At 69.7% G+C, this 18,665-nt stretch carries 22 protein-coding genes and 2 pseudogenes; 18 read left to right on the plus strand and 6 right to left on the minus strand.

Features of this window, described 5'->3' with window-relative positions:
• Positions 1 to 79 precede the first annotated feature (79 nt).
• The gene (locus E2C04_RS01045; protein WP_135831183.1) at positions 80 to 403 is read right to left on the minus strand and encodes a hypothetical protein; all 324 of its coding nucleotides are present in this window, start codon (positions 401 to 403) and stop codon (positions 80 to 82) included.
• 94 nt (positions 404 to 497) lie between these two features.
• Here E2C04_RS01045 and E2C04_RS01050 point away from each other — a divergent pair, with 94 nt between their 5' ends.
• Complete coding sequence (locus tag E2C04_RS01050) at positions 498 to 779, plus strand: hypothetical protein (protein ID WP_158630547.1); 282 nt, start codon at positions 498 to 500, stop codon at positions 777 to 779.
• Here the strand turns inward: E2C04_RS01050 and E2C04_RS01055 are convergent.
• The gene (locus E2C04_RS01055; protein ID WP_135831185.1) at positions 773 to 1,897 is read right to left on the minus strand and encodes a WXG100 family type VII secretion target; all 1,125 of its coding nucleotides are present in this window, start codon (positions 1,895 to 1,897) and stop codon (positions 773 to 775) included. The genes E2C04_RS01050 and E2C04_RS01055 overlap by 7 nt on opposite strands.
• Positions 1,898 to 2,082: 185 nt before the next feature.
• Between E2C04_RS01055 and E2C04_RS01060 the strand changes: the two genes are divergently transcribed.
• The 10 genes and pseudogenes from E2C04_RS01060 to E2C04_RS01100 all read left to right on the plus strand — a co-directional run bounded on the left by E2C04_RS01060 (position 2,083) and on the right by E2C04_RS01100 (position 9,566).
• Positions 2,083 to 3,297 (plus strand): ATP-binding protein, encoded by a 1,215-nt coding sequence (locus E2C04_RS01060; protein ID WP_135831186.1) that lies wholly within the window; start codon positions 2,083 to 2,085, stop codon positions 3,295 to 3,297.
• A gap of 56 nt (positions 3,298 to 3,353) precedes the next feature.
• Positions 3,354 to 3,797 (plus strand): hypothetical protein, encoded by a 444-nt coding sequence (locus tag E2C04_RS01065; RefSeq protein ID WP_135831187.1) that lies wholly within the window; start codon positions 3,354 to 3,356, stop codon positions 3,795 to 3,797.
• Between the two features lie 60 nt (positions 3,798 to 3,857).
• Positions 3,858 to 4,223, plus strand: a complete 366-nt coding sequence (locus E2C04_RS01070) for an ArsR/SmtB family transcription factor (protein WP_229721367.1) — start codon at positions 3,858 to 3,860, stop codon at positions 4,221 to 4,223.
• Positions 4,220 to 4,726, plus strand: a complete 507-nt coding sequence (locus tag E2C04_RS01075; protein WP_135831189.1) for an SRPBCC domain-containing protein — start codon at positions 4,220 to 4,222, stop codon at positions 4,724 to 4,726. The genes E2C04_RS01070 and E2C04_RS01075 overlap by 4 nt, the downstream gene beginning before the upstream one ends.
• Positions 4,727 to 4,834: 108 nt before the next feature.
• A complete protein-coding gene (locus E2C04_RS01080; protein ID WP_135831190.1) occupies positions 4,835 to 6,058 on the plus strand; it encodes a hypothetical protein in 1,224 nt (407 codons plus the stop codon).
• Between the two features lie 437 nt (positions 6,059 to 6,495).
• Positions 6,496 to 6,921 (plus strand): PH domain-containing protein, encoded by a 426-nt coding sequence (locus E2C04_RS01085; protein WP_135831191.1) that lies wholly within the window; start codon positions 6,496 to 6,498, stop codon positions 6,919 to 6,921.
• Positions 6,922 to 6,979: 58 nt separating this feature from the next.
• Complete coding sequence (locus E2C04_RS01090; protein ID WP_135831192.1) at positions 6,980 to 7,759, plus strand: glycerophosphodiester phosphodiesterase; 780 nt, start codon at positions 6,980 to 6,982, stop codon at positions 7,757 to 7,759.
• 10 nt (positions 7,760 to 7,769) lie between these two features.
• A pseudogene (locus E2C04_RS20520) lies at positions 7,770 to 8,321 on the plus strand (DUF5926 family protein); the annotation flags it as partial.
• A gap of 118 nt (positions 8,322 to 8,439) precedes the next feature.
• Positions 8,440 to 8,724: a DUF5926 family protein gene (locus tag E2C04_RS20525; RefSeq protein ID WP_275106537.1), complete on the plus strand. Its 285-nt coding sequence runs from the start codon at positions 8,440 to 8,442 to the stop codon at positions 8,722 to 8,724.
• Between the two features lie 227 nt (positions 8,725 to 8,951).
• Complete coding sequence (locus tag E2C04_RS01100) at positions 8,952 to 9,566, plus strand: DUF305 domain-containing protein (RefSeq protein WP_135831193.1); 615 nt, start codon at positions 8,952 to 8,954, stop codon at positions 9,564 to 9,566.
• A gap of 33 nt (positions 9,567 to 9,599) precedes the next feature.
• Here the strand turns inward: E2C04_RS01100 and E2C04_RS01105 are convergent, their stop codons facing one another.
• On the minus strand, positions 9,600 to 10,211 hold the full coding sequence (locus E2C04_RS01105) for a TMEM165/GDT1 family protein (protein WP_135831194.1): 612 nt from the start codon (positions 10,209 to 10,211) through the stop codon (positions 9,600 to 9,602).
• 88 nt (positions 10,212 to 10,299) lie between these two features.
• Between E2C04_RS01105 and E2C04_RS01110 the strand changes: the two genes are divergently transcribed.
• From E2C04_RS01110 to E2C04_RS18990, 5 genes and pseudogenes are all read left to right on the plus strand, one after another.
• Complete coding sequence (locus tag E2C04_RS01110) at positions 10,300 to 10,704, plus strand: Rv0909 family putative TA system antitoxin (RefSeq protein ID WP_158630548.1); 405 nt, start codon at positions 10,300 to 10,302, stop codon at positions 10,702 to 10,704.
• Positions 10,705 to 10,818: 114 nt separating this feature from the next.
• Positions 10,819 to 11,241, plus strand: coding sequence for a VOC family protein (locus tag E2C04_RS01115; protein WP_135831196.1), 423 nt, complete (start codon positions 10,819 to 10,821; stop codon positions 11,239 to 11,241).
• A gap of 278 nt (positions 11,242 to 11,519) precedes the next feature.
• On the plus strand, positions 11,520 to 12,572 hold the full coding sequence (locus E2C04_RS01120) for a hypothetical protein (protein ID WP_135831197.1): 1,053 nt from the start codon (positions 11,520 to 11,522) through the stop codon (positions 12,570 to 12,572).
• 396 nt (positions 12,573 to 12,968) lie between these two features.
• Positions 12,969 to 13,157 carry a hypothetical protein gene (locus E2C04_RS18370; protein ID WP_202977849.1) on the plus strand — a complete coding sequence of 63 codons (189 nt, stop codon included), beginning with the start codon at positions 12,969 to 12,971 and terminating at the stop codon, positions 13,155 to 13,157.
• Positions 13,147 to 14,379 (plus strand): annotated as a pseudogene (locus E2C04_RS18990) (type II toxin-antitoxin system HipA family toxin). The gene E2C04_RS18370 and the pseudogene E2C04_RS18990 overlap by 11 nt, the downstream one beginning before the upstream one ends.
• Positions 14,380 to 15,235: 856 nt before the next feature.
• On the opposite strand, the gene E2C04_RS01140 reads toward E2C04_RS18990, so the two are convergent.
• The 3 genes from E2C04_RS01140 to E2C04_RS01150 form a co-directional block, all read right to left on the minus strand.
• On the minus strand, positions 15,236 to 15,568 hold the full coding sequence (locus tag E2C04_RS01140) for a hypothetical protein (RefSeq protein ID WP_135831200.1): 333 nt from the start codon (positions 15,566 to 15,568) through the stop codon (positions 15,236 to 15,238).
• A 191-nt stretch (positions 15,569 to 15,759) separates the two neighbouring features.
• On the minus strand, positions 15,760 to 16,428 hold the full coding sequence (locus E2C04_RS01145) for a hypothetical protein (RefSeq protein WP_135831201.1): 669 nt from the start codon (positions 16,426 to 16,428) through the stop codon (positions 15,760 to 15,762).
• A gap of 17 nt (positions 16,429 to 16,445) precedes the next feature.
• The gene (locus tag E2C04_RS01150; RefSeq protein WP_135831202.1) at positions 16,446 to 16,850 is read right to left on the minus strand and encodes a hypothetical protein; all 405 of its coding nucleotides are present in this window, start codon (positions 16,848 to 16,850) and stop codon (positions 16,446 to 16,448) included.
• Between the two features lie 282 nt (positions 16,851 to 17,132).
• On the opposite strand from E2C04_RS01150, the gene E2C04_RS01155 reads away from it, so the two are divergent.
• Complete coding sequence (locus E2C04_RS01155; RefSeq protein WP_135831203.1) at positions 17,133 to 17,420, plus strand: hypothetical protein; 288 nt, start codon at positions 17,133 to 17,135, stop codon at positions 17,418 to 17,420.
• Positions 17,421 to 18,136: 716 nt separating this feature from the next.
• Positions 18,137 to 18,586 carry a sulfatase-like hydrolase/transferase gene (locus tag E2C04_RS18995; RefSeq protein WP_229721365.1) on the plus strand — a complete coding sequence of 150 codons (450 nt, stop codon included), beginning with the start codon at positions 18,137 to 18,139 and terminating at the stop codon, positions 18,584 to 18,586.
• The last annotated feature ends 79 nt before the right edge of the window (positions 18,587 to 18,665 follow it).

Here is an 18,665-nt window from a genome sequence, read left to right on the forward strand (position 1 = left end):
GGCGCATCCTCCGGTCGTGATCAGCAGGGCGGCAGCCGCTGCCAGGGTCGTCAGTGGGGTCGTCAGGGGGCGGGCTCGGTCACTGTTCCACACGGTCGACCTCCCAGTCCGTGGCCAGCTGGCGCAGGATGTCGTCGATCGTGTTCTTGAGGCGGTACTCGTCGACGCGGCCGCCGACGTCGGCGGCGATCAGCGCCCGCGCCAGGTCGGGGTCGTCGCGCAGCAGCTGCTGGTACTTCGGGAGCGTGTCCTCGGTGATCAGCTTCCAGCGGTCGTCGAACTGCGCCACGTTGCCGTGGGCGAAGGGCGTCTCGACCCAGACGGTGCCCTGGAGCGGGTTGTCGGTCTGCCACGGCGTGAAGGGCACGCCGATGTTCTCCGCGCCCGGGGTCTCGACCGGCACGACGAGGGGTAGAGCTCGGGGAACGACTTGGCGCCGGGGATGGAGGGTTTCCGATCTGGGTCATGCCCCACGTCACGACCTGGCCGGTCACCGGGTGGTCGTACATCTCGAGGTACTTGGCGTCGATGATCTGCTTCTGCTCACGCAGCAGGAACTGCTCGTTGCCGGCCTCGACCCGGGCCGGGTCGCCGGAGTGGATGTCCTTCCACGACTCGTACGTCGCGCGGTCGAGCGCCCCGGACTCGTACAGCTCCTTGATCGCCTTCATGCCGCCCTGGCGGTAGGCCTCGTGCATGGTGCCCTGGTCGCGGAAGATGTCCTTCTGCATGCCCAGCAGCGTGACCTCGTAGAACTTGAGGTCGTCGTCGGTCAGTGACCCAGCGTCTTGAGGTGCTCCAGCTCGCCGAACCGGCCGGGTGGTGCGTACTTCTCGACGGCCTTCGCCCAGTCGCGGATCATCGACAGGTCGAGGAAGCCGCCGGCGAAGGAGGGGCCGATCATGTTGGCCATGCCGGCCCACTGGAGGTCGGCGTTCTCCAGGTAGAGGTCGCCGTAGTAGTAGCGGTAGACCTGCTTGATGATCTCCTCGTTGGCGGCGGCCCCCTTCTCGGGGTCCCACGCCGCGACGTCGATGCCCGCGGCCAGCGCCGCCTCGAGGAACCAGTAGTGCTCGAGGGCCTCGCGGTAGAGCAGCGGCTCCAGCCCGAGCTCGCGGGCCCGGGCGAGCGTGGCCTCGACCTCGCCGAGGTCGTCGGGCGGATACCTGAGCTCCTCCATGAGCTCGTAGGACGGGCCGCCGAACTCGTCCTCGGCCTTCTTCTGCAGCTCGTCCCACAGCTGGTCGGTGGGGAGCGTGCCCATCGGGTGCCCGTCGATGGCCCGCTGGGTGAAGTGGCCGGCCTTCTCGGCGTCCAGGGGCAGCGGGACGGTGCTGGCCAGGGCGCGGGAGAGACGGCGGGCGGCGCGGCGCAGGTCGGCGAGGAGGTCGTCGTACTCCTCCTCGAGCTTCTGCCCGGCGCTGGCCAGGGTGCTGCCGGCGGCGCTGATCGCGCTGCCGAGGGCGCGGTCGGCGTTGCGGTCGAGGCGGAGCCGGTCGGCGTCGGTCGCGTCGTCGGGGATGTCGGAGGTGGCCTTGCTGCGCGCCTTCGTCGCCTTGGCGTGCGCGGCGTCGTACGCCTGCTGCGCGGCCTCCCAGCGGGCGTTGAGGTCGGGGAGCTCGACGTCGAGTGCCTCGTCGAGCCGGTTGGCGAAGACCTTGACGGCGTCGGCGGCCTGCTCGAGGTCGCCGACGAGGCCGCGGGTGTCCTGGCAGAGCTCGCGTGCCTGCGCGGAGATGTGGGTGGCGGCCTTGCCCTTCCAGTGCGGTGCCCATCGGGCCGGGGCGCCACGCGCCTGCTTCTCGCGGGTCGAGAGGGTGGCGGCGTGGTTGCCCATCCGCCGCTGGGCGCGCCGCAGCTGCGGCACGTCCACGTCGATCGAGAAGTGTCCCCCCATGGGTGCGACCCTAGAGCGAGCGCCGCCGGGAGGGGGATCGCGCGTCTCACGGCCGCCTCGATGGGGCTGTATCCCGCGTTCTGTCCCCAGCGCTAGATGCGCCTAGAGACGACGATCGTCGGCTTTCGCTCCGACACTCTGGGCAAATCTAGGGAGTCCGCTAGAGACGCCGATACCTTCTCATCGTGGACCCGATCAGGAACCCGTACGCCCCCGGTGCCGGCCAGCGACCCCCCGAGCTCGCCGGTCGCGACGCCCAGCTCGCCGCCTTCGACGTGGTGCTGGAGCGCGTCGCCAAGGGACGCCCCGAGCGCTCCATCGTGCTCACCGGCCTGCGCGGCGTCGGCAAGACCGTGCTGCTCAACGCGCTGCGCTCGGCCGCGGTGCGCAAGCGGTGGGGGACCGGCAAGCTCGAGGCCCGACCCGACCAGGGGTTGCGTCGCCCGCTCTCGAGCGCGCTGCACCAGGCGGTCCGCGAGCTCGGCCACCCGCAGGTCGAGGAGACCGACCACGTGCTCGGCGTGATCCGCTCCTTCGCCCAGCGCGACGCCGGCTCCGGCGCCAAGCTGCGCGACCAGTGGAGCCCGGGCATCGACGCGCCCGCCGTGCGCGGGCGCGCCGACTCGGGCGACGTCGAGATCGACCTGGTCGAGCTCTTCACCGACGTCGGCGGCCTGGCCCAGGACGTCGGCAAGGGTGTCGCGATCTTCATCGACGAGATGCAGGACCTCGGTCCCGACGACGTCTCGGCGCTCTGCGCGGCCTGCCACGAGATGAGCCAGTCGCGCCTGCCGGTGATCGTGGTCGGCGCCGGCCTGCCGCACCTGCCGGCCGTGCTCAGCGCGTCGAAGTCCTACTCCGAGCGGCTCTTCTCCTACCAGCGGATCGACCGGCTCACCCGCGAGGGCACCGACGCCGCGCTCTCGCTGCCGGCCGAGGACGAGGACGCCTGCTACACCGTCGAGGCGCTCGACGCGCTGCACGCCGCGACCGGCGGCTACCCCTACTTCATCCAGGCCTACGGCAAGGCCGTGTGGGACCGCGCCCCCCGCTCGCCGATCACCATCGACGACGTGGTCGTCGCCTCGCCCGAGGCGGAGGCCGAGCTCGCAGTCGGCTTCTTCGGATCGCGCTACGAGCGGGCGACGCCGGGGGAGCGGGACTACCTGCGGGCGATGTCGGACGCCGCGGTCGCGATCGCCGAGCGCGGTGACGAGGAGGTCGACGACATCGGCTCGGTGCCGACCGCCGACGTCGCGGCGATCCTCGGCAAGAAGCCGCAGTCGCTCTCCCCGGCGCGTGACGCCTTGCTGAAGAAGGGGCTCATCTACTCCAGCGAGCGCGGCAAGATCGCCTTCACCGTGCCCCACTTCGGCAAGTACCTGCGTACGCAGGCCTGAGCGCGCAGGCCTGGCACGCGGCGGGCGCGTGTGAAGCGCGCGTAGAGTCGGCCGACGTGTCTCCCGCGCTCCTCCACCGAGTCCAGGGCATTGCCGGCCTCCTGCTGCTGCCCACCCTCCTGCTGCCGTGGCTGCGGCGTACGGGTGGCGGTGAGGTCGAGTGGGTGCCCGGCTACGCGCTCGCGCGTGAGCCGCGGGTCGCGGGGGTCGACGGGGTGCCGCTGCTGCTCGCCGTGCTGGTCGTGGTGGCGCTGACGGTGGTCACCCTCAGCGCGGCCTGGGCCTGGTGGCGCCGCTCGCTCAACGCGAGCATGCTCGCCGGACTGGCCGCCCTCTTCGGGATCTTCGACGTGGTGGCCTCCGCCTCCACGCGCCGTCAGCTCGACGTGGCCGACGCGAGCCACTCCGCCGGCCCGGGGCTGATGCTGGCGGTGCTGCTGCTCGCCGTGGTCGTCGTGACCGTGCTGGCGCTGCTGGTGCGGGTCAAGCCGGCGCACTGACGACGAACTGAGCTCGCCCACCCCTAGACATGTGACCAAATGGTCACCTATGGTCGAGGGGTGGATGACGACCTGGTGTTCAAGGCGATGGCGGACCCCGTCCGCCGCCTGCTCCTGGACGCCTTGTTCGAGCGTGACGGACGCACGCTCGGCGAGCTGGAGGCAGTGGTCAACACCCACGTCGAGATGACTCGTTTCGGGGTGGCCAAGCACCTGCGCCTGCTGGAGCAGGCGACCCTGGTCACCGCCGTCAAGCAGGGCCGGGAGAAGCGCCACTTCCTCAACGCGGTGCCGATCCAGCAGATCCACGAGCGGTGGATCGGCAAGTATGCCGAACGCGCCGGGATCGCGTCGGTCCTGCTCGACCTGAAGAGCCGCCTCGAGTCCTCGTCCGACCGACCACACACCCCGGAGGAAGAGTCATGAGTCATTCGCTCGTGCAGGTCTACACCGTCTACATCAACGCGCCGGCCTCGAAGGTCTGGGCCGCCATCACCACCTCGGAGGGCAACAACGAGTGGGGCTACGGCGGCGACCTCGAGGTCGAGCTGACGCCCGGCGGCTCCTACCGCAACCTCACCACCCCGGCCATGCGGGCGATCGGGATGGGCGACGTCGCCGTGACCGGCGTCGTCGAGAAGGTCGAGGAGGAGAAGCTCCTCGTGCTCTCGTGGCTGCCGTCGTGGCACCCCGACAGCACGCCGACGCGGCTGACGTGGGAGCTCAGCGAGTTCGACGGCCCCGTCACCCGGGTCGTGCTCACCCACGACGCGACGGCCGCACCCGAGTACGCCGACGAGCTCGCGGGCGGCGACGACCCGAACCAGGGTGGCGGTGGCTGGCCGTGGTCGCTGTCGGGACTCAAGACCTACTGCGAGACCGGTGGCCGGCTGGCGGGCTCGGGGTCGGACGGCCACGACTTCGAGTGAGCGTGGTGGTGTCGGTCTGACCGGTCTGCCACACTCGACGACACCGGTCGGGTGTGGCAGGGTCGGTCGCCGGGGGCAGCTCGGGTCTGTCCTGGGGAGGGAACGACCATGCACTCACGATCCATCTGGCGCGGCGCGGCCGCGTCGTTCATGACCGTGGCGCTCGCCGCGGCAGGGGTCCAGGCCGCCGACGCCGTCTCCGACGTCGGCGTCGTCCCCGTCAGCGCCGCCCTGGTGGGCTCGGTCCCGCCCGGCGCCGCGATCCGCTCGGTCAGCGTCTACGCGCTGCCCACCGACGCAGCGCTGCGGAAGATGCGCCGGGGCGAGGAGCGACCGCTGGCCCTGGTGGCCGAGCCTGACCGCGCCAAGGTCGACGGCCACGCCTTCCGGTCCTTCTTCACGCCGGACGACGTGCCCCGGGCCTACGTCGGTGAGGGTGGCGTGGTCCACCTCCAGACCCTCGTGGTCACCGACCGGGGCACCTTCGGGACGCTCACCAGCGCCCGGGCCTTCTCGATCGCCGGCAGCCGTCGGGCAGGCTGGGCGTCGGCCAACGACACGTCGGCCGTGAGCAACCGCAAGGTCGCCGCGAGCTCCGGCGTGCTCCCGGCGGCGGCAGGGTTGGGGAGCGCGGACGTACGCCCGTTGGAGGCGGTGCGCTTCATGCCGATGGGTGACGCCGGGAAGAAGGCTGTGGGTGGCTCGACGAAGACCGGCGAGCCCAGCCCGCCGGCCGGCTGCAGCTACAAGAAGCTCAAGAAGAAGGTCCGCAAGGCCACCTTCGCCACGACCTACCCGGCGCGCAAGGGCAAGGGCGGTGTGACGATCTCGTCGTCCACCGGCGCCGACTACGGCATCGCCGTGAGCACCCTGTCGGGCGAGAAGTACGGCGCGTTCAAGGCGGGCTCCTCGAAGTACACGCGCAGCGACTGGTCGGCCTCGTGGAAGCCGGTGCGCTCGAGCCGGAGCTACCAGAAGGGCATCGAGTACGGGCTCTACGAGCTGCACTGCGCCCGCGGCTGCTGGGGGTGCACGCGCTCGTGGATCCCGACCGGGGAGACCGGCGGCACCGACCACAACGACGGAATCGCCCGGCCGAACTTCAAGAAGTGCCAGCGAGTCACCAGCGACACCTGGTCGCGTGACCGGGCGGGCGGCAAGGCCTACAGCTACGGGGCGGCGGTGAAGTTCGCCTCGCTGATCGGCATCGACCTGTCGATCTCGCGCAACTACAACAAGTCCCAGAAGATCGACTACGTGCTGCCGGCGCCGCGCCGGATGTGCGGCAACAACGCGTGGCCGTCCACCGCCGGCAAGGTGATGATGAAGTAGCTCGGTCACCGTGGAACGTCGACCAAATGTCTCCCTCGGGGCCCTTCTGGGCCCTGTGGACCCACCTTTGGTCGACGTTCCACGCATGCTTACCAAAGTAATCTAGTCTACTTACAGGACTAGTGCGCGTCCCCGGTGCGACGCCCTCACCGGCGTCCGCCTCTTCGCCGCCCTGCAGGAGCTGACCGGCCCGGTCAACGCCGACCGCCGCGCGCCGCCGGAGTCGCCGCTGCGCGGGCTCAGGGAGCTGTTGCGCCAGCACTGACTGGCCCAGACCAGACCAGGGCCCGCATGGCCAGGGCGGACCAGGTCAACCGTGGTCCACGCGCCTGTCCGCCAGCGCCTGCATGGCCCGTTCGGGCTACTCCGAACTGGCGATCGTCCACTCTGGGAAGAGTCCGGGTCAGGCGCTGGATCCGTCCCCTACCGTGGAAAGCATGAGTGACTCGCACCTCATCGGACGCCTCACCGGTGGCCCCTTCTGGCAGCTGGTGAAGCCCGTCATGGGCGAGGGCGAGGAGTCCGTCCACTTCGCCCAGCTGCGCTGCGCCCAGGGCACCGAGGAGATGTCGGGGGCGCTCTTCCTCACCAGCCACCAGCTCATCTGGCGCACCATCGACCCGCGCAAGCCCGAGGGGTCAAGCTTCGAGGTCGCCCTCTCCGACGTGATCGGGGTCGAGGAGCCCACCCGGATGGCGGCCTTCCACGCGTTCCGGATCGTCACCGAGCACGAGGGCCTCCCGCTCGACACCTACTTCTTCCCGCAGCACCGCACCGACGTCGACAAGCTGCTCTGCCACGAGATGTTCGACGCCGTTCGCGGAGCGTGGACACAGCACCGGTCGATCCGCTTCAGCGCCTGACGCCGCGCCGCCGGACCGGTCGCGCGACCTCCCGCCTGCGCTGGGTCACAATCGAGCCATGAGACCGCAGGTCGTCGCCCACCGTGGCGCCAGCCACGAGAAGGCCGAGCACACCCTGGGCGCCTACGTCGCCGCCCTCGACGTGGGGGTCGAGGCCCTCGAGTGCGACGTACGCCTGACGGCCGACGGCCACCTCGTCTGCGTGCACGACCGCGACGTGCGGCGTACGACCGAGGCGCGCGGCATCGTGTCGACGATGAAGCTGGACGAGCTCAGCGAGCTCGACTTCGCCTCCTGGAAGAATCCCTGGGGCGACCTCGACGACGAGGCGCCGGAGGTCGACGAGGACCACAAGCGTGTCCTGACGCTGCGCCGGCTCTTCGAGACGGTGCGTGACTACGACCGGCCGGTCGAGATCGCCGTCGAGACCAAGCACCCGGTGCGCTACGGCGGGCTGGTGGAGCGTCGGCTCGTCGAACTGCTGCGCGACGTCGGCTGGGACGGCAAGGACTCCCCGGTGCGGGTGATGTCGTTCTCCTGGACGGCGCTGCAGCGGGTCGAGCGCGCCGCCCCGGACGTCCGCCTGGTGCAGCTCATCGACAAGGCCCACCTGTGGCCGATGCTGCGCCGCGTGATCGGCCCCGACTGGATCGTCGGCCCCGGCATCAAGGAGCTGCGCGAGCACCCCGGCCTGGCCAGGCGGCTGGTGGCGAGCGGGCGTGACATCCACGTGTGGACGGTCAACTCCCGCGCCGACCTCGAGCTGTGCCAGAGCCTGGGCGTCAAGGCCGTCATCTCCGACCGGCCGGGCTACATGCTGGAGCTGCTGGACGGGTAGGTTCAGCGCCATGGCGAAGAAGTCCCGCAAGAACCAGTCCGCTCCCGTCGAGGGCGAGGTCGGCCCCCGCCAGCCCTGCCCCTGCGGCTCCGGCAAGCGCTACAAGGCCTGCCACGGAGCGGCCGGCGGCGCGGCGACGCCGTTCGTCGCACGTCCCTTCGAGGGGCTGGCCGGTGAGTGCGACGTGATCGCGCTGCGCGAGCTGGTGCCGGCCGCCACCGCGCCCCTGACGCTCGCCGAGGGTGTCCCCGGCGCCGGGTCCCGCGTCGTACGCCTCAACACCATGCTCCCGGTCGCCGCGCCCGCGATGGTGCGTGACTCCGGCGAGGTGTGGCTGGGCCTGCAGGTGCAGCACAACTTCGGCGACCCCGCCCGCGACCTCGGTGCCGTGCTGCTGGCCGCCCTCGAGCAGGCCGAGCGTGGCGAGTCCGGCATCGTCGGCCTCACCTCCGACCCCGGCCAGGGCCCGCGGATCCAGGACCTGGTGGCCAACTCCGAGCTCGACGTGACGGTCCACGACACCTTCGAGTTCTGGGTCTCCGACGTCGCCGACGCCGGCGAGGACTTCTCCGCCGCGCTGGCGCAGGCCAACGACACGATCCACCCGACGGAGCGCCTGGCCCGGCGTCGAGGCGGCGTACTGGACCAACGTCGGCACGAAGGAGCACCTGCGCTGGGTGATGCCGCACGACGAGGACGCGCTGCTCACCGCGCTCGCCCGCCTGCACGCCGCCGGCAAGGACGTCCTGGTCGAGGGCGCGCGCTTCGTCGGGATGTTCCGCGCGCACGGCCTGCTGACCCCCGTCTGGGACCTGCCCGTCGGCACCGGTGCGGCCGTCCTCGAGGAGCCGGCGAAGACCTTCGCCGCCGACCTCGAGGCCGCTCTCGCCGACGACTCCGACCTGACCGCTGAGGAGCGTTCGGCCCGCGCCGGACTCGCGAACCGTCAGGTCACCATCCGCTGAGACCAGGGGGACACCCCTCATTTGGGGAGACTCGCGCCGAGAGGTTGTGTTGTGAACCTCCGTTGGCGTAAGTTTCCTCACGCCCGGTCGTTGTTGTATCCCCCGTCAACAACGGCCGGGCTTTCCATTTCTCCGGGGCCTCCGTCGAGGCTCCTGTCGAGGCCCCTTCCGTGACCTCGGACTGCGTAGCATCGAGGGTGCCCGTCACGTCGATCGAGGAGACCTCCATGCGCAGCTTCGTACGCACGTCGGCCGCCGCCCTCACGCTGGCCCTGACGCTCTCGGCCTGCGGCGGGGACGACGACTCCGGCACCCGCAGCGCGACCGAGCACAACGACGCCGACGTCTCCTTCGCGCAGGGGATGATCCCGCACCACGCCCAGGCCCTGTCGATGGTCGACATGCTGCAGAGCCGCCCGCTCGACCCCGAGCTGGAGACGCTGGCCGAGCAGATTCGCGATGCCCAGGGCCCGGAGATCGAGCTGATGGCCGACTGGCTGGAGGAGTGGGACGAGGAGGTCCCCGAGACGATGCGCGACCACGTCAACTCCGGTCACGACATGGGGCAGGGCTCCGACATCATGGAGGAGATGGGCCCGGGTCACGACGACATGCCCGGGATGATGTCGGCCGACGACTTCGAGGAGCTGGAGGAGGCGCGCGACGACGCCTTCCAGGAGATGTGGCTCCGGATGATGATCGAGCACCACGAGGGCGCCATCGAGATGGCCGAGACCGAGCAGGAGGAGGGCCGCTTCGAGCCGGCCATCGACCTCGCCGGTGAGATCGTCGAGTCGCAGACCGCCGAGATCGAGACGATGCAGGAGATGCTCGCCGACTGAGGCGCCGGCCCGCGGCGTCCGGGGGGTCGTCCGTCAGGCCAGGAAGAGCTCGTACGCGGTGTAGAGCGCCAGCGCCAGGCAGACGGCCGCGCCCACGTAGTGCAGCACCGACAGCTTGACCTTGGCGAGCAGCACGCGGCCGACGATCACGGCCAGGCCGGAGACCGTGAGCAGCGCGGCCCAGGCGCCGATGAAGACGGAGACCGCGCTTTCGTACTTGGCGACGAGGGAGAGGGTCAGCAGCTGCGACAGGTCGCCCCACTCGGCGGCGAAGAGCACCAGGAACGACGTCAGGATCACCTTGGCGCCGTGCACCTCGCCCTTGGCGGCGGCCTTCTGGGCGAACTCGTCCTCGGTCTCGCCCTCCTCGGCGTCGGCACTGCGCGCCTCGCGCAGCAGGAGGAGGGCGCCGACGAGGAACATCAGCCCGGCGGCGCCGTGGACCAGGTCGTCGGGGAGGAACGAGGCCGCCCGGCCCAGGGCCACCGCGATGCCGGTCTGCACGGCGAAGGCGAGGCCGACGCCGATCCACACGTAGAGGGGGCGGAACTTGGTGCTGAGGACCAGGGTCGCGATGAAGGTCTTGTCCGGCAGCTCGACCACGAAGATCGCGGCGAACGCCAGGGCGATGATGACGATGTCCACCCGCCTACGCTCTCACGCGGGATGGTCGCTGGCGTACGCGCCTAGGCTGGAGGCGACACCCCTACCGACCAACGAGTCAGGAGTCGCCATGTCGTTCGCGGACAACATCAAGGCCAAGATCAAGGATGTCGACGTCGAGAAGCAGCTCACCGAGCTGGTCGACGAGGGCGAGAAGCTGGTCAACGACGCGGTCACCAAGGCCGGCGACATCGCCCACGACAAGCGGGGCGACGTCGAGGGGTGGCTCGACAAGGCGACGGGCGCGATCAACGAGAAGACCGAGGGCAAGTACGCCGACAAGGTGACGAGGGTGCGCGACACCCTCCTCGGCGGCCTGGACAAGCTGGCCCAGCGGCGTACGTCCGACGCGGCCGACGCCTCCGACGCCGGCTCGACCGACCCGGTGCCGCTGCCGCCCGCGCCGCCGGCGGCGGTGAAGGACCCCGAGGCCCCTGACGCCCCGGAGGACACCACGACCGGGACCGGTTCCTGATCGTTCGTCCGCAGCCCTCGTGACTGTCGGCGCCCGGGAGTAGCGTCGATCGCGCTGCGGCCGGGCGAGGGATCCGCCGTGGCGTCCACCTCGTACCGACACCCGGGAGAAGTCATGGCGAGCAAGCTCAACCCCTACATCAACGTCCTCGACGGCAGGGCCCGTCAGGCCGCGGAGTTCTACCAGTCCGTCCTCGGCGGCGACCTGCAGGTGAGCACCTTCGGCGAGAGCGGGATGGAGGGGCCGTTCGCCGACCAGGTGATGCACGCACAGCTGGAGACCCCGGCCGGCTACACCCTGATGGTCTCCGACACCCCCGCCGAGATGATGAAGCTTGACATGGGCAACAACATCTCGGTCTCCATCTCCGGCGACGCCGGCCAGGCTGACGAGCTCCGTGGCTACTTCAACGGGCTCGCCGAGGGCGGCACGGTCAACGAGCCGCTCGCGGTCGCCCCGTGGGGTGCCGAGTTCGGGATGCTGACCGACCGGTTCGGCATCAACTGGATGGTCAACATCGCCGCTGACCAGGCCTGATCGGGGCTCTCCGGCCAGCCTCCGGCACCCGCTCTGACACCGCTCCGACGATCCCCTCTCCGGAGGATGTACGCCGGTTTGAGTGGCGTCGTAGCGTGGCTGCACGGCCTCGGAGGAGCGTCAGCGGTCACTCGGTCCCCCCGCCGGGTGGCCGCGCCGCCGTCAGGGGGCGGTATCCGTGCGCGAACGCCCGGTGGCTGTCGGCGCCGGGTGGTTGGATGACTCCCGATGACCAGATGGACACGTGACCGGGTGAACGACGCCGCTCCTGACGCTCCGTGATCTCCTACGCCCTGCCGGGGGTCGGCCTGAGCTCGGTCGACGACACCGGCCGCGTCATGGGCACCGCAGAGAGCTGGCGGGTGGCATGCGACTCCATGCTGGCCGAGTGCAGCGTCGCGGGCATCTCCTTGGCCGACGCGCTGCTCCTGCTGCACGCCTCGCCCGGTGACGACATCGAGGACGCGTCGCTTCGCGTCGGCTCGTGCCCCGAGTGTGGCGCGTACGCGCCAGGTGCCGAGGCGATCGGGTTCGTCGGCCGGCACGGCGGCGGCTGCCGGTCGTGCGGCGCAGTCCTGCTGCTCGCCGACCACCTCGGCGTCGACGACCTGCTGGCCACGTACGGGCGCGAGAACGCCCTCAACCTGGTCATGGACTTCACCGAGCGCCTCGCCCTGGTCGCCACGATCGAGTCGGTGCGCCGCCGCGGCCTGGACGTGCTGGCTGAGACCGCGATCGTCGTCGACGGCCCGCTGTCGGCGCTGTGGACCAGCGAACGGATGGTCAGGCCGATCCTCGCCTACCTCGACGACGTCTCCACCGAGCTCGAGCGCGCCGGGCTGGGGCCGCTGCTGCTCGTCGGGGTGGAGAAGACCGGCCAGGACGTCGAGCACGCCGCAGTCGTGTCAGAGCTGATCGAGCCGGGCCACGTCATGAAGCTCCCCACCGACTACATCGGCACCCACGTCACCGGCCGCACCGGCCGCCCTGGGGTCTACGGCAAGGACAACTTCTACGGACGCCGGTTCTTCTACCGCCGCCGCGACGGCCACATCCTCGTCGTCACCGTTCCGGCGCGCGCCGGAGTCGCCCCGTGGTCGACCAACGCCGTCAGCGAGCAGTGGAACTCCTACCCGTCGCTGGCCACGACCCTCGGCCTGCTCGAGGAGCTGCGTTCGGACCGGTTCGAGGGCGCGATCCAGCCTCTGGTGTGGGCTCACCAGGAGTCGTCGCTGGCGCTGAGCGCATCCCAGGCCCTGGCCCGGCTCTCGCAGGACCAGCTCGGGATCGAGCAGAACACTCGCCTGCGGATCAAGGGCGCCTGGAGCTGACCTGCTGGTGCTGGTGCTGGTGCTGGTGCTGGTGATGTGCGCGAGGATCCAGTCCGAGCACACATCACGGGCATGCCCTACACGAGCCCGACACTCCCTGCCGTCACCGCTGCCAAGGGCGCCCATGCTCCTTCTGTCGCCACCTGTCCTGTGCCGGCTCGGCGCCAGCTCGCCGTCGAGCCAGCACAGACCCTTGCGTCATCAATAAAATGACTGTTAACCTGCTTTGGGCGCAATTTAAGGAGGTTCCGTGAAGCGGCAAATCGCTCCCTTGGCGGCCACGACGGACGCCCTTTTCCTGCTCGGCACCCAGATCCGCGAAGGCCGCATCAACCTCGGCTGGACCCAGACCGACCTGGCTGAGCGACTCGGAGTCGCCCCCCGACCGTCCGCGCCATGGAGGCCGGGAAGCCGTCCACAGCGATCGGCACCGTCTTCAACGCCTGCGTCCTGCTCCACGTGCCCCTCTTCGGCGTCGAGGACAAGGCCGAGCTCGCCCGCATGCGATTGCGCGGCGAAGAACGCATCGCACTGCTGACGCGACGAGTCCGCCCGAAGACGGTCGAGGTCGACGATGACTTCTGACGCCGTCTTCGTCTGGACACATGGCTGCCCGACCACCGACCCCGTGGTCGCGGGACGACTCGTGGCCAGCGGCCCCTCCCACGTCTTCAACTACGGGCGCAGCTACCTCGCCAACCCCGCCGCGATCAGCCTCTTCACCCCCGAGCTGCCCCTCGCGCCTGGCGCACACCAACCCCTCCCAGGGTTGACCCTGCCCGGCTGCCTGCGCGACGGCAGCCCTGATGGGTGGGGCCGCCGCGTGATCGAGCACCACCTCAAGGTGTCGGAGAACTCCCTGAGCGAGATCGACTACATGCTCGCCTCGGGAAGCAACCGGCTCGGAGCAATCGACTTCCAGGAGTCCGCGACCCAGTACGTGCCACGCGGCAGCCAAGCAAGCCTGGACGAGCTCGTCGACGCCGCCGAACTCATCCAGGCGGGCAAGGAGCTGCCGCCCGAGCTCGACGCCGCCATCGCCCACGGCACCACCATCGGCGGCGCCCGCCCGAAGGTGCTCGTGCGCGGCGCCGACGGCGTCCAGTGGATCGCGAAGCTGTCGACGTCCTCGGACTTCGTGCAGTCCCAGCCCAACGCCGAAGCCATGTGCCTCGAACTGGCCCGCCGCGTCGGCATCGAGGTGCCGCAGTGGAGGATCACGTCCTCGAACGGATGAACCGTCCTGCTCGTGCGCCGATTCGACCGCACCCCCGCCGGCCACCGCCGTCACGTCGTGTCCGGCCTGACGATGGCCGGCGAGGACGAGATGGCGGCCCGCTACGTCTCCTACCCACGGATCCTCGAGACGCTCATCGCCCGCAAGGCCACCGGGGCACCGCATCCGGGGCCTCTTCTGTTCAGACGGATCGCGTTCAACATGGCGATCTCGAACTTCGACGACCACGCCCGCAACCACGCCGCGTTCTGGGACGGCGAGCACCTGACGCTGACGCCCGCCTACGACCTGGTCCCAACCGCCCGTTCCGGCGAGGAGGGCGCCCAGGCGATGGCGTACGGCCCGCACTCGACGGACAAGCAGTCGACGTTGCGCGACCTCGTCCAGCACCACGCCGTCTACGCCCTGACCCGCACCGAGGCATTGGAGGTCGTCGAGCAGACGATCGACACGATCGAGGCCGAGTACGACTCGGCGGCCGACCTCGCCGAAGTGTCGCGCCACGACCGCGCAGTGATGTGGCGCCGGCAGATCCTCAACGTCGGCACGACACGAGGCTGGAACGCCTGAGCTCCGCCCCGCGCCCCGTGGCCCGGCCCTGAACGGTCCGGGGGTGAGCGGTTCTGGCGCGCCGATCGCTGGGGCCGTGGTGGCACAGAAGGCGTCGAGGGTCCCGTCCCCTGCAGGAGCGCGCCACCGCCACTCGACCGCACCCCCGGAGAACCAATGAGCGACCACACCATCCCGATCGTCAGCGAAGACGGCTTCTACGAGTGGGACGGAGCTGCGTGGGTGCCTCGCCCCGCCGGCGCGCCACGGCATCCGCCTCGTCGGCAGCGACGTAGGCCTCGACATCCCCAGGGGCCGTGATCCTGGCCAACGGCGAGGACCATCCCGACGTCGACAACGCCGTGTCGGTACGCACACCGACGACGTCGCCGGCGGCACCCGAGCAGGTGAGTCGGCCGGCTCGTGCGGACAGATTCCGCCTCAGCCACGACTGCGACTTATCGGTGTCCAGTGATCCGTCGCGGACTTGAGCCTGGACGCTGCGCCACCGCGCCCGTGCCCGGTAGCGTTCCCCGGCGCTCCGGAGCTCCCTCGACGTCGCGAACCCCTCAGCTGCGGCCACGAGCGCCCATGCCGACCAGGTCGCCAACCGCCGTCCCGGCGCGGAGAGCCGGCGCGCAGCGACGACGTCGACGCGGTCCAGAACCCAGAACGAACCGTCGCGCTGAGCCGGGAGCGTCCCGTCAGCGATCCGAGCCAGGACACGCGACGTGGAGACACCGAGCAGATGGGCTGCCTCCCCGGTTCCGACGACGTCCATACTGTCCCTGTGCCGGTGGTCACGGGCCACCCCGCGACGAAGAGACCGGTGCGTCCGTGTCGATGGACGCACCGGTCTCGTGACTGGGTCCAGCTTTCAGTCGTCGGCGTAGTTGCAGGCCTGGTCGGCCGGAACGACCTCGAGTCCCCACCTCAGCGGCAGCTCGCGGTCGTTGCCGCCGTCGTCGTAGAGCACCTTCGCCTTGGTCTTGCGGCGCTCGACGAGGCCGTCGGTGCTCACCGACATGGCGACGAGCACGGTGGCTCCCGGCGAGATCGTGGACGACAGCTTCGCCTCCCCTGGCCGGGGGAGGGGGCCGCGGCCGACGCCGGACTCCTCCCAGTACTCATCAGCCAGGAACCACTCGTCCACGCTGAGCTCGTCGTCGTCGACCTTGACTCCGGTGACGACGATCGCGGAGTCGGACACGTTCTCGACCGTCTCCCACGCGAACCACGCGCCCCCGGACCTCGACACCGGCATGCACAGCACCCCTGCCCCCTCTTCGGAGCCGACCGACTCGAGCCGGTCGCGATTCCCTGGGACCGCGGAGTCGTCGCATCCCGTTGACACGGCCAGCAGGGCACCGACGACGAGCCCCGAGGCCGCGGTTCGCCACCTCATCGTCGGGCGACCACCACGCGCGCGGGGTTCTCGCCCGGGGGCTTGTTCGCGCCGCAGATCATGCGCTTCGGCTTGGTGATGTCGACGTCGATCTGCTCCCCGGAGGAATACCCGGAGGAGGACTCCAAGTCGAACCCGATGATGCTCGCCATGCTGAGTCCGTTGGTCCAGTTCGTCGACTTCTCCTTGCTGAGCGTGAGACCGCCGCCCTTCTCATACTTGCGGCAGTACTTCTTCGTGACCTTCATCGCGTAGGCCCGGTTGCTCTCGGCGCCGCCTTCGTGCGAGATCGCGCTCTTGCGGTACCAAACTACGCATGATCCTCGTTCGCTGAGCGTGTTCTTGTAGTGCCCGATCGTGTAGCGGGTCTGCAACATGCGATGCCCGGCCTTCTTGCGCATGCCCCATCGGGTCGCGGTGCGCAGTGACCGGCTGACGCCACCGCTGAAGGTCCAGGCCGTGCCCCACTTGGACGCGCCGCCCATTCGAGTGTCAGCGCCCTTGGAGAGCACGAAACGGGTCTTGTGGCCGTCGGTGGTGGCGTGGATGCTGTTGACGGCCGTGAGCCGGTTCTTGTGCTTCTTGATGAGCGTGGTGGTACTGCCGTCGGGGCAGGTGTAGGGGTCGTCATCCTTCGCGGCCTGCATGGACGGGTTGCGGTTCACGGAGCCGTTCGGGGCCTTCAGAGCCACGAACGGCTCACCACCCGACTTGGTCGCGGTGAGCGTCCCCGTGAGCGAGGCGCGATCGCAACAGCACGGCCGCTGGCCTCGGGCGGCGTTGACGTCGTGTCGACGCCGACGGTTGGGCGCAGCGGTGAGCTCGGGACCTTCGCGGTCACCGCTGCTCGGGTGTCTACCAGCTCGGGCAGGATCCTCACGCCCGTACGGGTGGTCTCCATCGTGGTGATGTACCCCGTGAGGGCTCCTTCTGCGTCGACGACCACGAACGTCGCGTCGAACCGGCCCTTCTTCAACGACGAGGCGACCTTCTCGGTCACCGAGATCCGGAAGGCGCCCTTGCTGTCGGTCACGGCCCGTCCCAGGGCGACCGACTTCTTCACGTCCTTGACCTTCATCTTCGCCATCTCCCGCACCGGCGGTTCGGCGAGAAGTCGCACTGTCCGACCAGGCAGTACCTTTCCGTCGTCCTGGGTGAGGCTGCCGGTGAAGACCGACACGGCGCCGGCGCTATTCGCACCCATTGACGGACTGTTGAGCGCCCCCAGCATTGAAGCCGCCAGGACCGCTGCGCTCCCGATAGCGCGAACTCGCATTGTGTTCCACCGAATCTCGTTGATTCCCTTCGCTCGAGACCCTCCCAGATTTCGCGACGACGTGTCGAGGGCCGTCCACAGGTCGTTCCAGACATGTGCACATCCGTTGAGGAAGCGGAAGCGATCCGGTATTTCTTGGCGTGCCGCGCCGACGACGTCTACAGGCCCATCGGGGTGGTCAACGCCGAGGGCGAGGTCGCCGGGAAGGACTGGTCCGCCGACCCCACCCTCTACCGTCAGGTCAGCGAGCTCAACGCGGCCGAGTACGCGCCGTTCGAGAAGTGGCTCGCCGACGAGGACACCACCGACGAGACCTTGGACAAGCTCGACGTCGACTGGTTCGGCGAGACTTTCCACGTCCTCGACCTCGACGCCAGCTGAGTCGGCGAGCACACCGGCTGTTGCCGGGTGACTTCTGCGACGAGCCGCCCGCCCTGTCCTGACGGGGTGGGCGGCTCGTCGGTGGTTTCTGGCCTCGCGATCGTGCCGAATCCGGTGCCATTCTGTCGGCTTTCGTGACTAAGTGACGAGGCCGCCGAAGGCTCGTGGCAACCCGGAGAATTGCCTCTGACCTGCGCAAACGCGCTCAAGGAGGCGCTGGGCGAGTCCCATTTGGCAGTTTGTCAGCGGGTCGTGGACCTATCTACGAGGGATGTACATATGTGCACCCATATGCATAGGGGGTTCCCATGTATGTATGTAGTTCTTCAAAGAATCTTCCAATATCTATCTATCTAGAGCCCTAAATCAGCCCTGACCTGCGCAAACGCATTTGTCACGGGCGGAAACCGTTCGTGACAACCGTGCCAGAACGGTGACGATCCACGCTCAGGGACGCCAGCCGATTCGGCACGAACTCCCCCAGGTCGTGCCAACCCTGCGCGGCGATCCTTCCGGGCGCATGAGCGCGCCCACACGCACCCGCACACCGCCGGGCATGACCCGTACCCCCGGCCCTTCGACCGCTGCCGTGACCCCGTCGCGGCCCGTGGTGCACGAGATGGGCGCCTGCACACACATCGACGGCATGCACAGGCACACACGCACGTCCCTGCCCGACCAGCTTCCCCCGTCGACCCGAACGCGGGAGGTGCCCGGTGCCTGAAGCGAACCCCGGCCCGCGCAGCTGCGGCGGGCCGCAGAAGAAGGTCCACGACTCCTACGTCGCACGCATCGCCGCCGGCGTCTCCGTCGCCCTGGCCGCCTCCCTCGTCGGCTCCGGCGTCACGCTGACCGCGTCCACACCCGTCACCGCGCCCGGGCCGTCCGCAGCGAAGTCGTCGGTGAAGCTGCCGATCGACCCCGCGCCTCGCGGCACGAAAGGCAACAAGAACGCGCCGCGGCCCAGCATCCTCATGATCACCGCCGACGACGCCACCCAGTCGGACCTGCAGTACATGCCGAGCGTGCGCAAGCTCATCGCCGATGAGGGTGCGACCCTCACCTCGGCCCTGGCGCCGACCCCGATCTGCGTCCCCGCCCGGGCGTCGCTGATCACCGGCCAGTACACCTCCAACCACGGGGGGCGGCGTCCAACGACATCGTGACCACGCACGCGGTCGAGGCCCCCTCCGGGACGTCATCGTGAGGGGCTGCTGGCGCAGCCGCTGATGATGACGTCCGGCG

This window comes from Nocardioides daphniae (assembly GCF_004777465.1).
In the GTDB taxonomy this organism is placed as follows: domain Bacteria; phylum Actinomycetota; class Actinomycetes; order Propionibacteriales; family Nocardioidaceae; genus Nocardioides; species Nocardioides daphniae.

What these genes read in the sequence shown, in the direction of transcription:
- E2C04_RS01075 (WP_135831189.1), top strand. Translation starts at nt 4,220, where the DNA reads ATGAGTCATTCGCTCGTGCAGGTCTACACCGTCTACATCAACGCGCCG.
- E2C04_RS01115 (WP_135831196.1), top strand. Translation starts at nt 10,819, where the DNA reads ATGGCGAGCAAGCTCAACCCCTACATCAACGTCCTCGACGGCAGGGCC.
- E2C04_RS01090 (WP_135831192.1), top strand. Translation starts at nt 6,980, where the DNA reads ATGAGACCGCAGGTCGTCGCCCACCGTGGCGCCAGCCACGAGAAGGCC.
- E2C04_RS01155 (WP_135831203.1), top strand. Translation starts at nt 17,133, where the DNA reads ATGTGCACATCCGTTGAGGAAGCGGAAGCGATCCGGTATTTCTTGGCG.
- E2C04_RS01055 (WP_135831185.1), bottom strand. Translation starts at nt 1,897, where the DNA reads ATGGGGGGACACTTCTCGATCGACGTGGACGTGCCGCAGCTGCGGCGC.
- E2C04_RS01085 (WP_135831191.1), top strand. Translation starts at nt 6,496, where the DNA reads ATGAGTGACTCGCACCTCATCGGACGCCTCACCGGTGGCCCCTTCTGG.
- E2C04_RS20525 (WP_275106537.1), top strand. Translation starts at nt 8,440, where the DNA reads ATGCCGCACGACGAGGACGCGCTGCTCACCGCGCTCGCCCGCCTGCAC.
- E2C04_RS01100 (WP_135831193.1), top strand. Translation starts at nt 8,952, where the DNA reads ATGCGCAGCTTCGTACGCACGTCGGCCGCCGCCCTCACGCTGGCCCTG.
- E2C04_RS01150 (WP_135831202.1), bottom strand. Translation starts at nt 16,850, where the DNA reads ATGGCGAAGATGAAGGTCAAGGACGTGAAGAAGTCGGTCGCCCTGGGA.
- E2C04_RS01110 (WP_158630548.1), top strand. Translation starts at nt 10,300, where the DNA reads ATGTCGTTCGCGGACAACATCAAGGCCAAGATCAAGGATGTCGACGTC.
- E2C04_RS01080 (WP_135831190.1), top strand. Translation starts at nt 4,835, where the DNA reads ATGCACTCACGATCCATCTGGCGCGGCGCGGCCGCGTCGTTCATGACC.
- E2C04_RS18370 (WP_202977849.1), top strand. Translation starts at nt 12,969, where the DNA reads ATGGAGGCCGGGAAGCCGTCCACAGCGATCGGCACCGTCTTCAACGCC.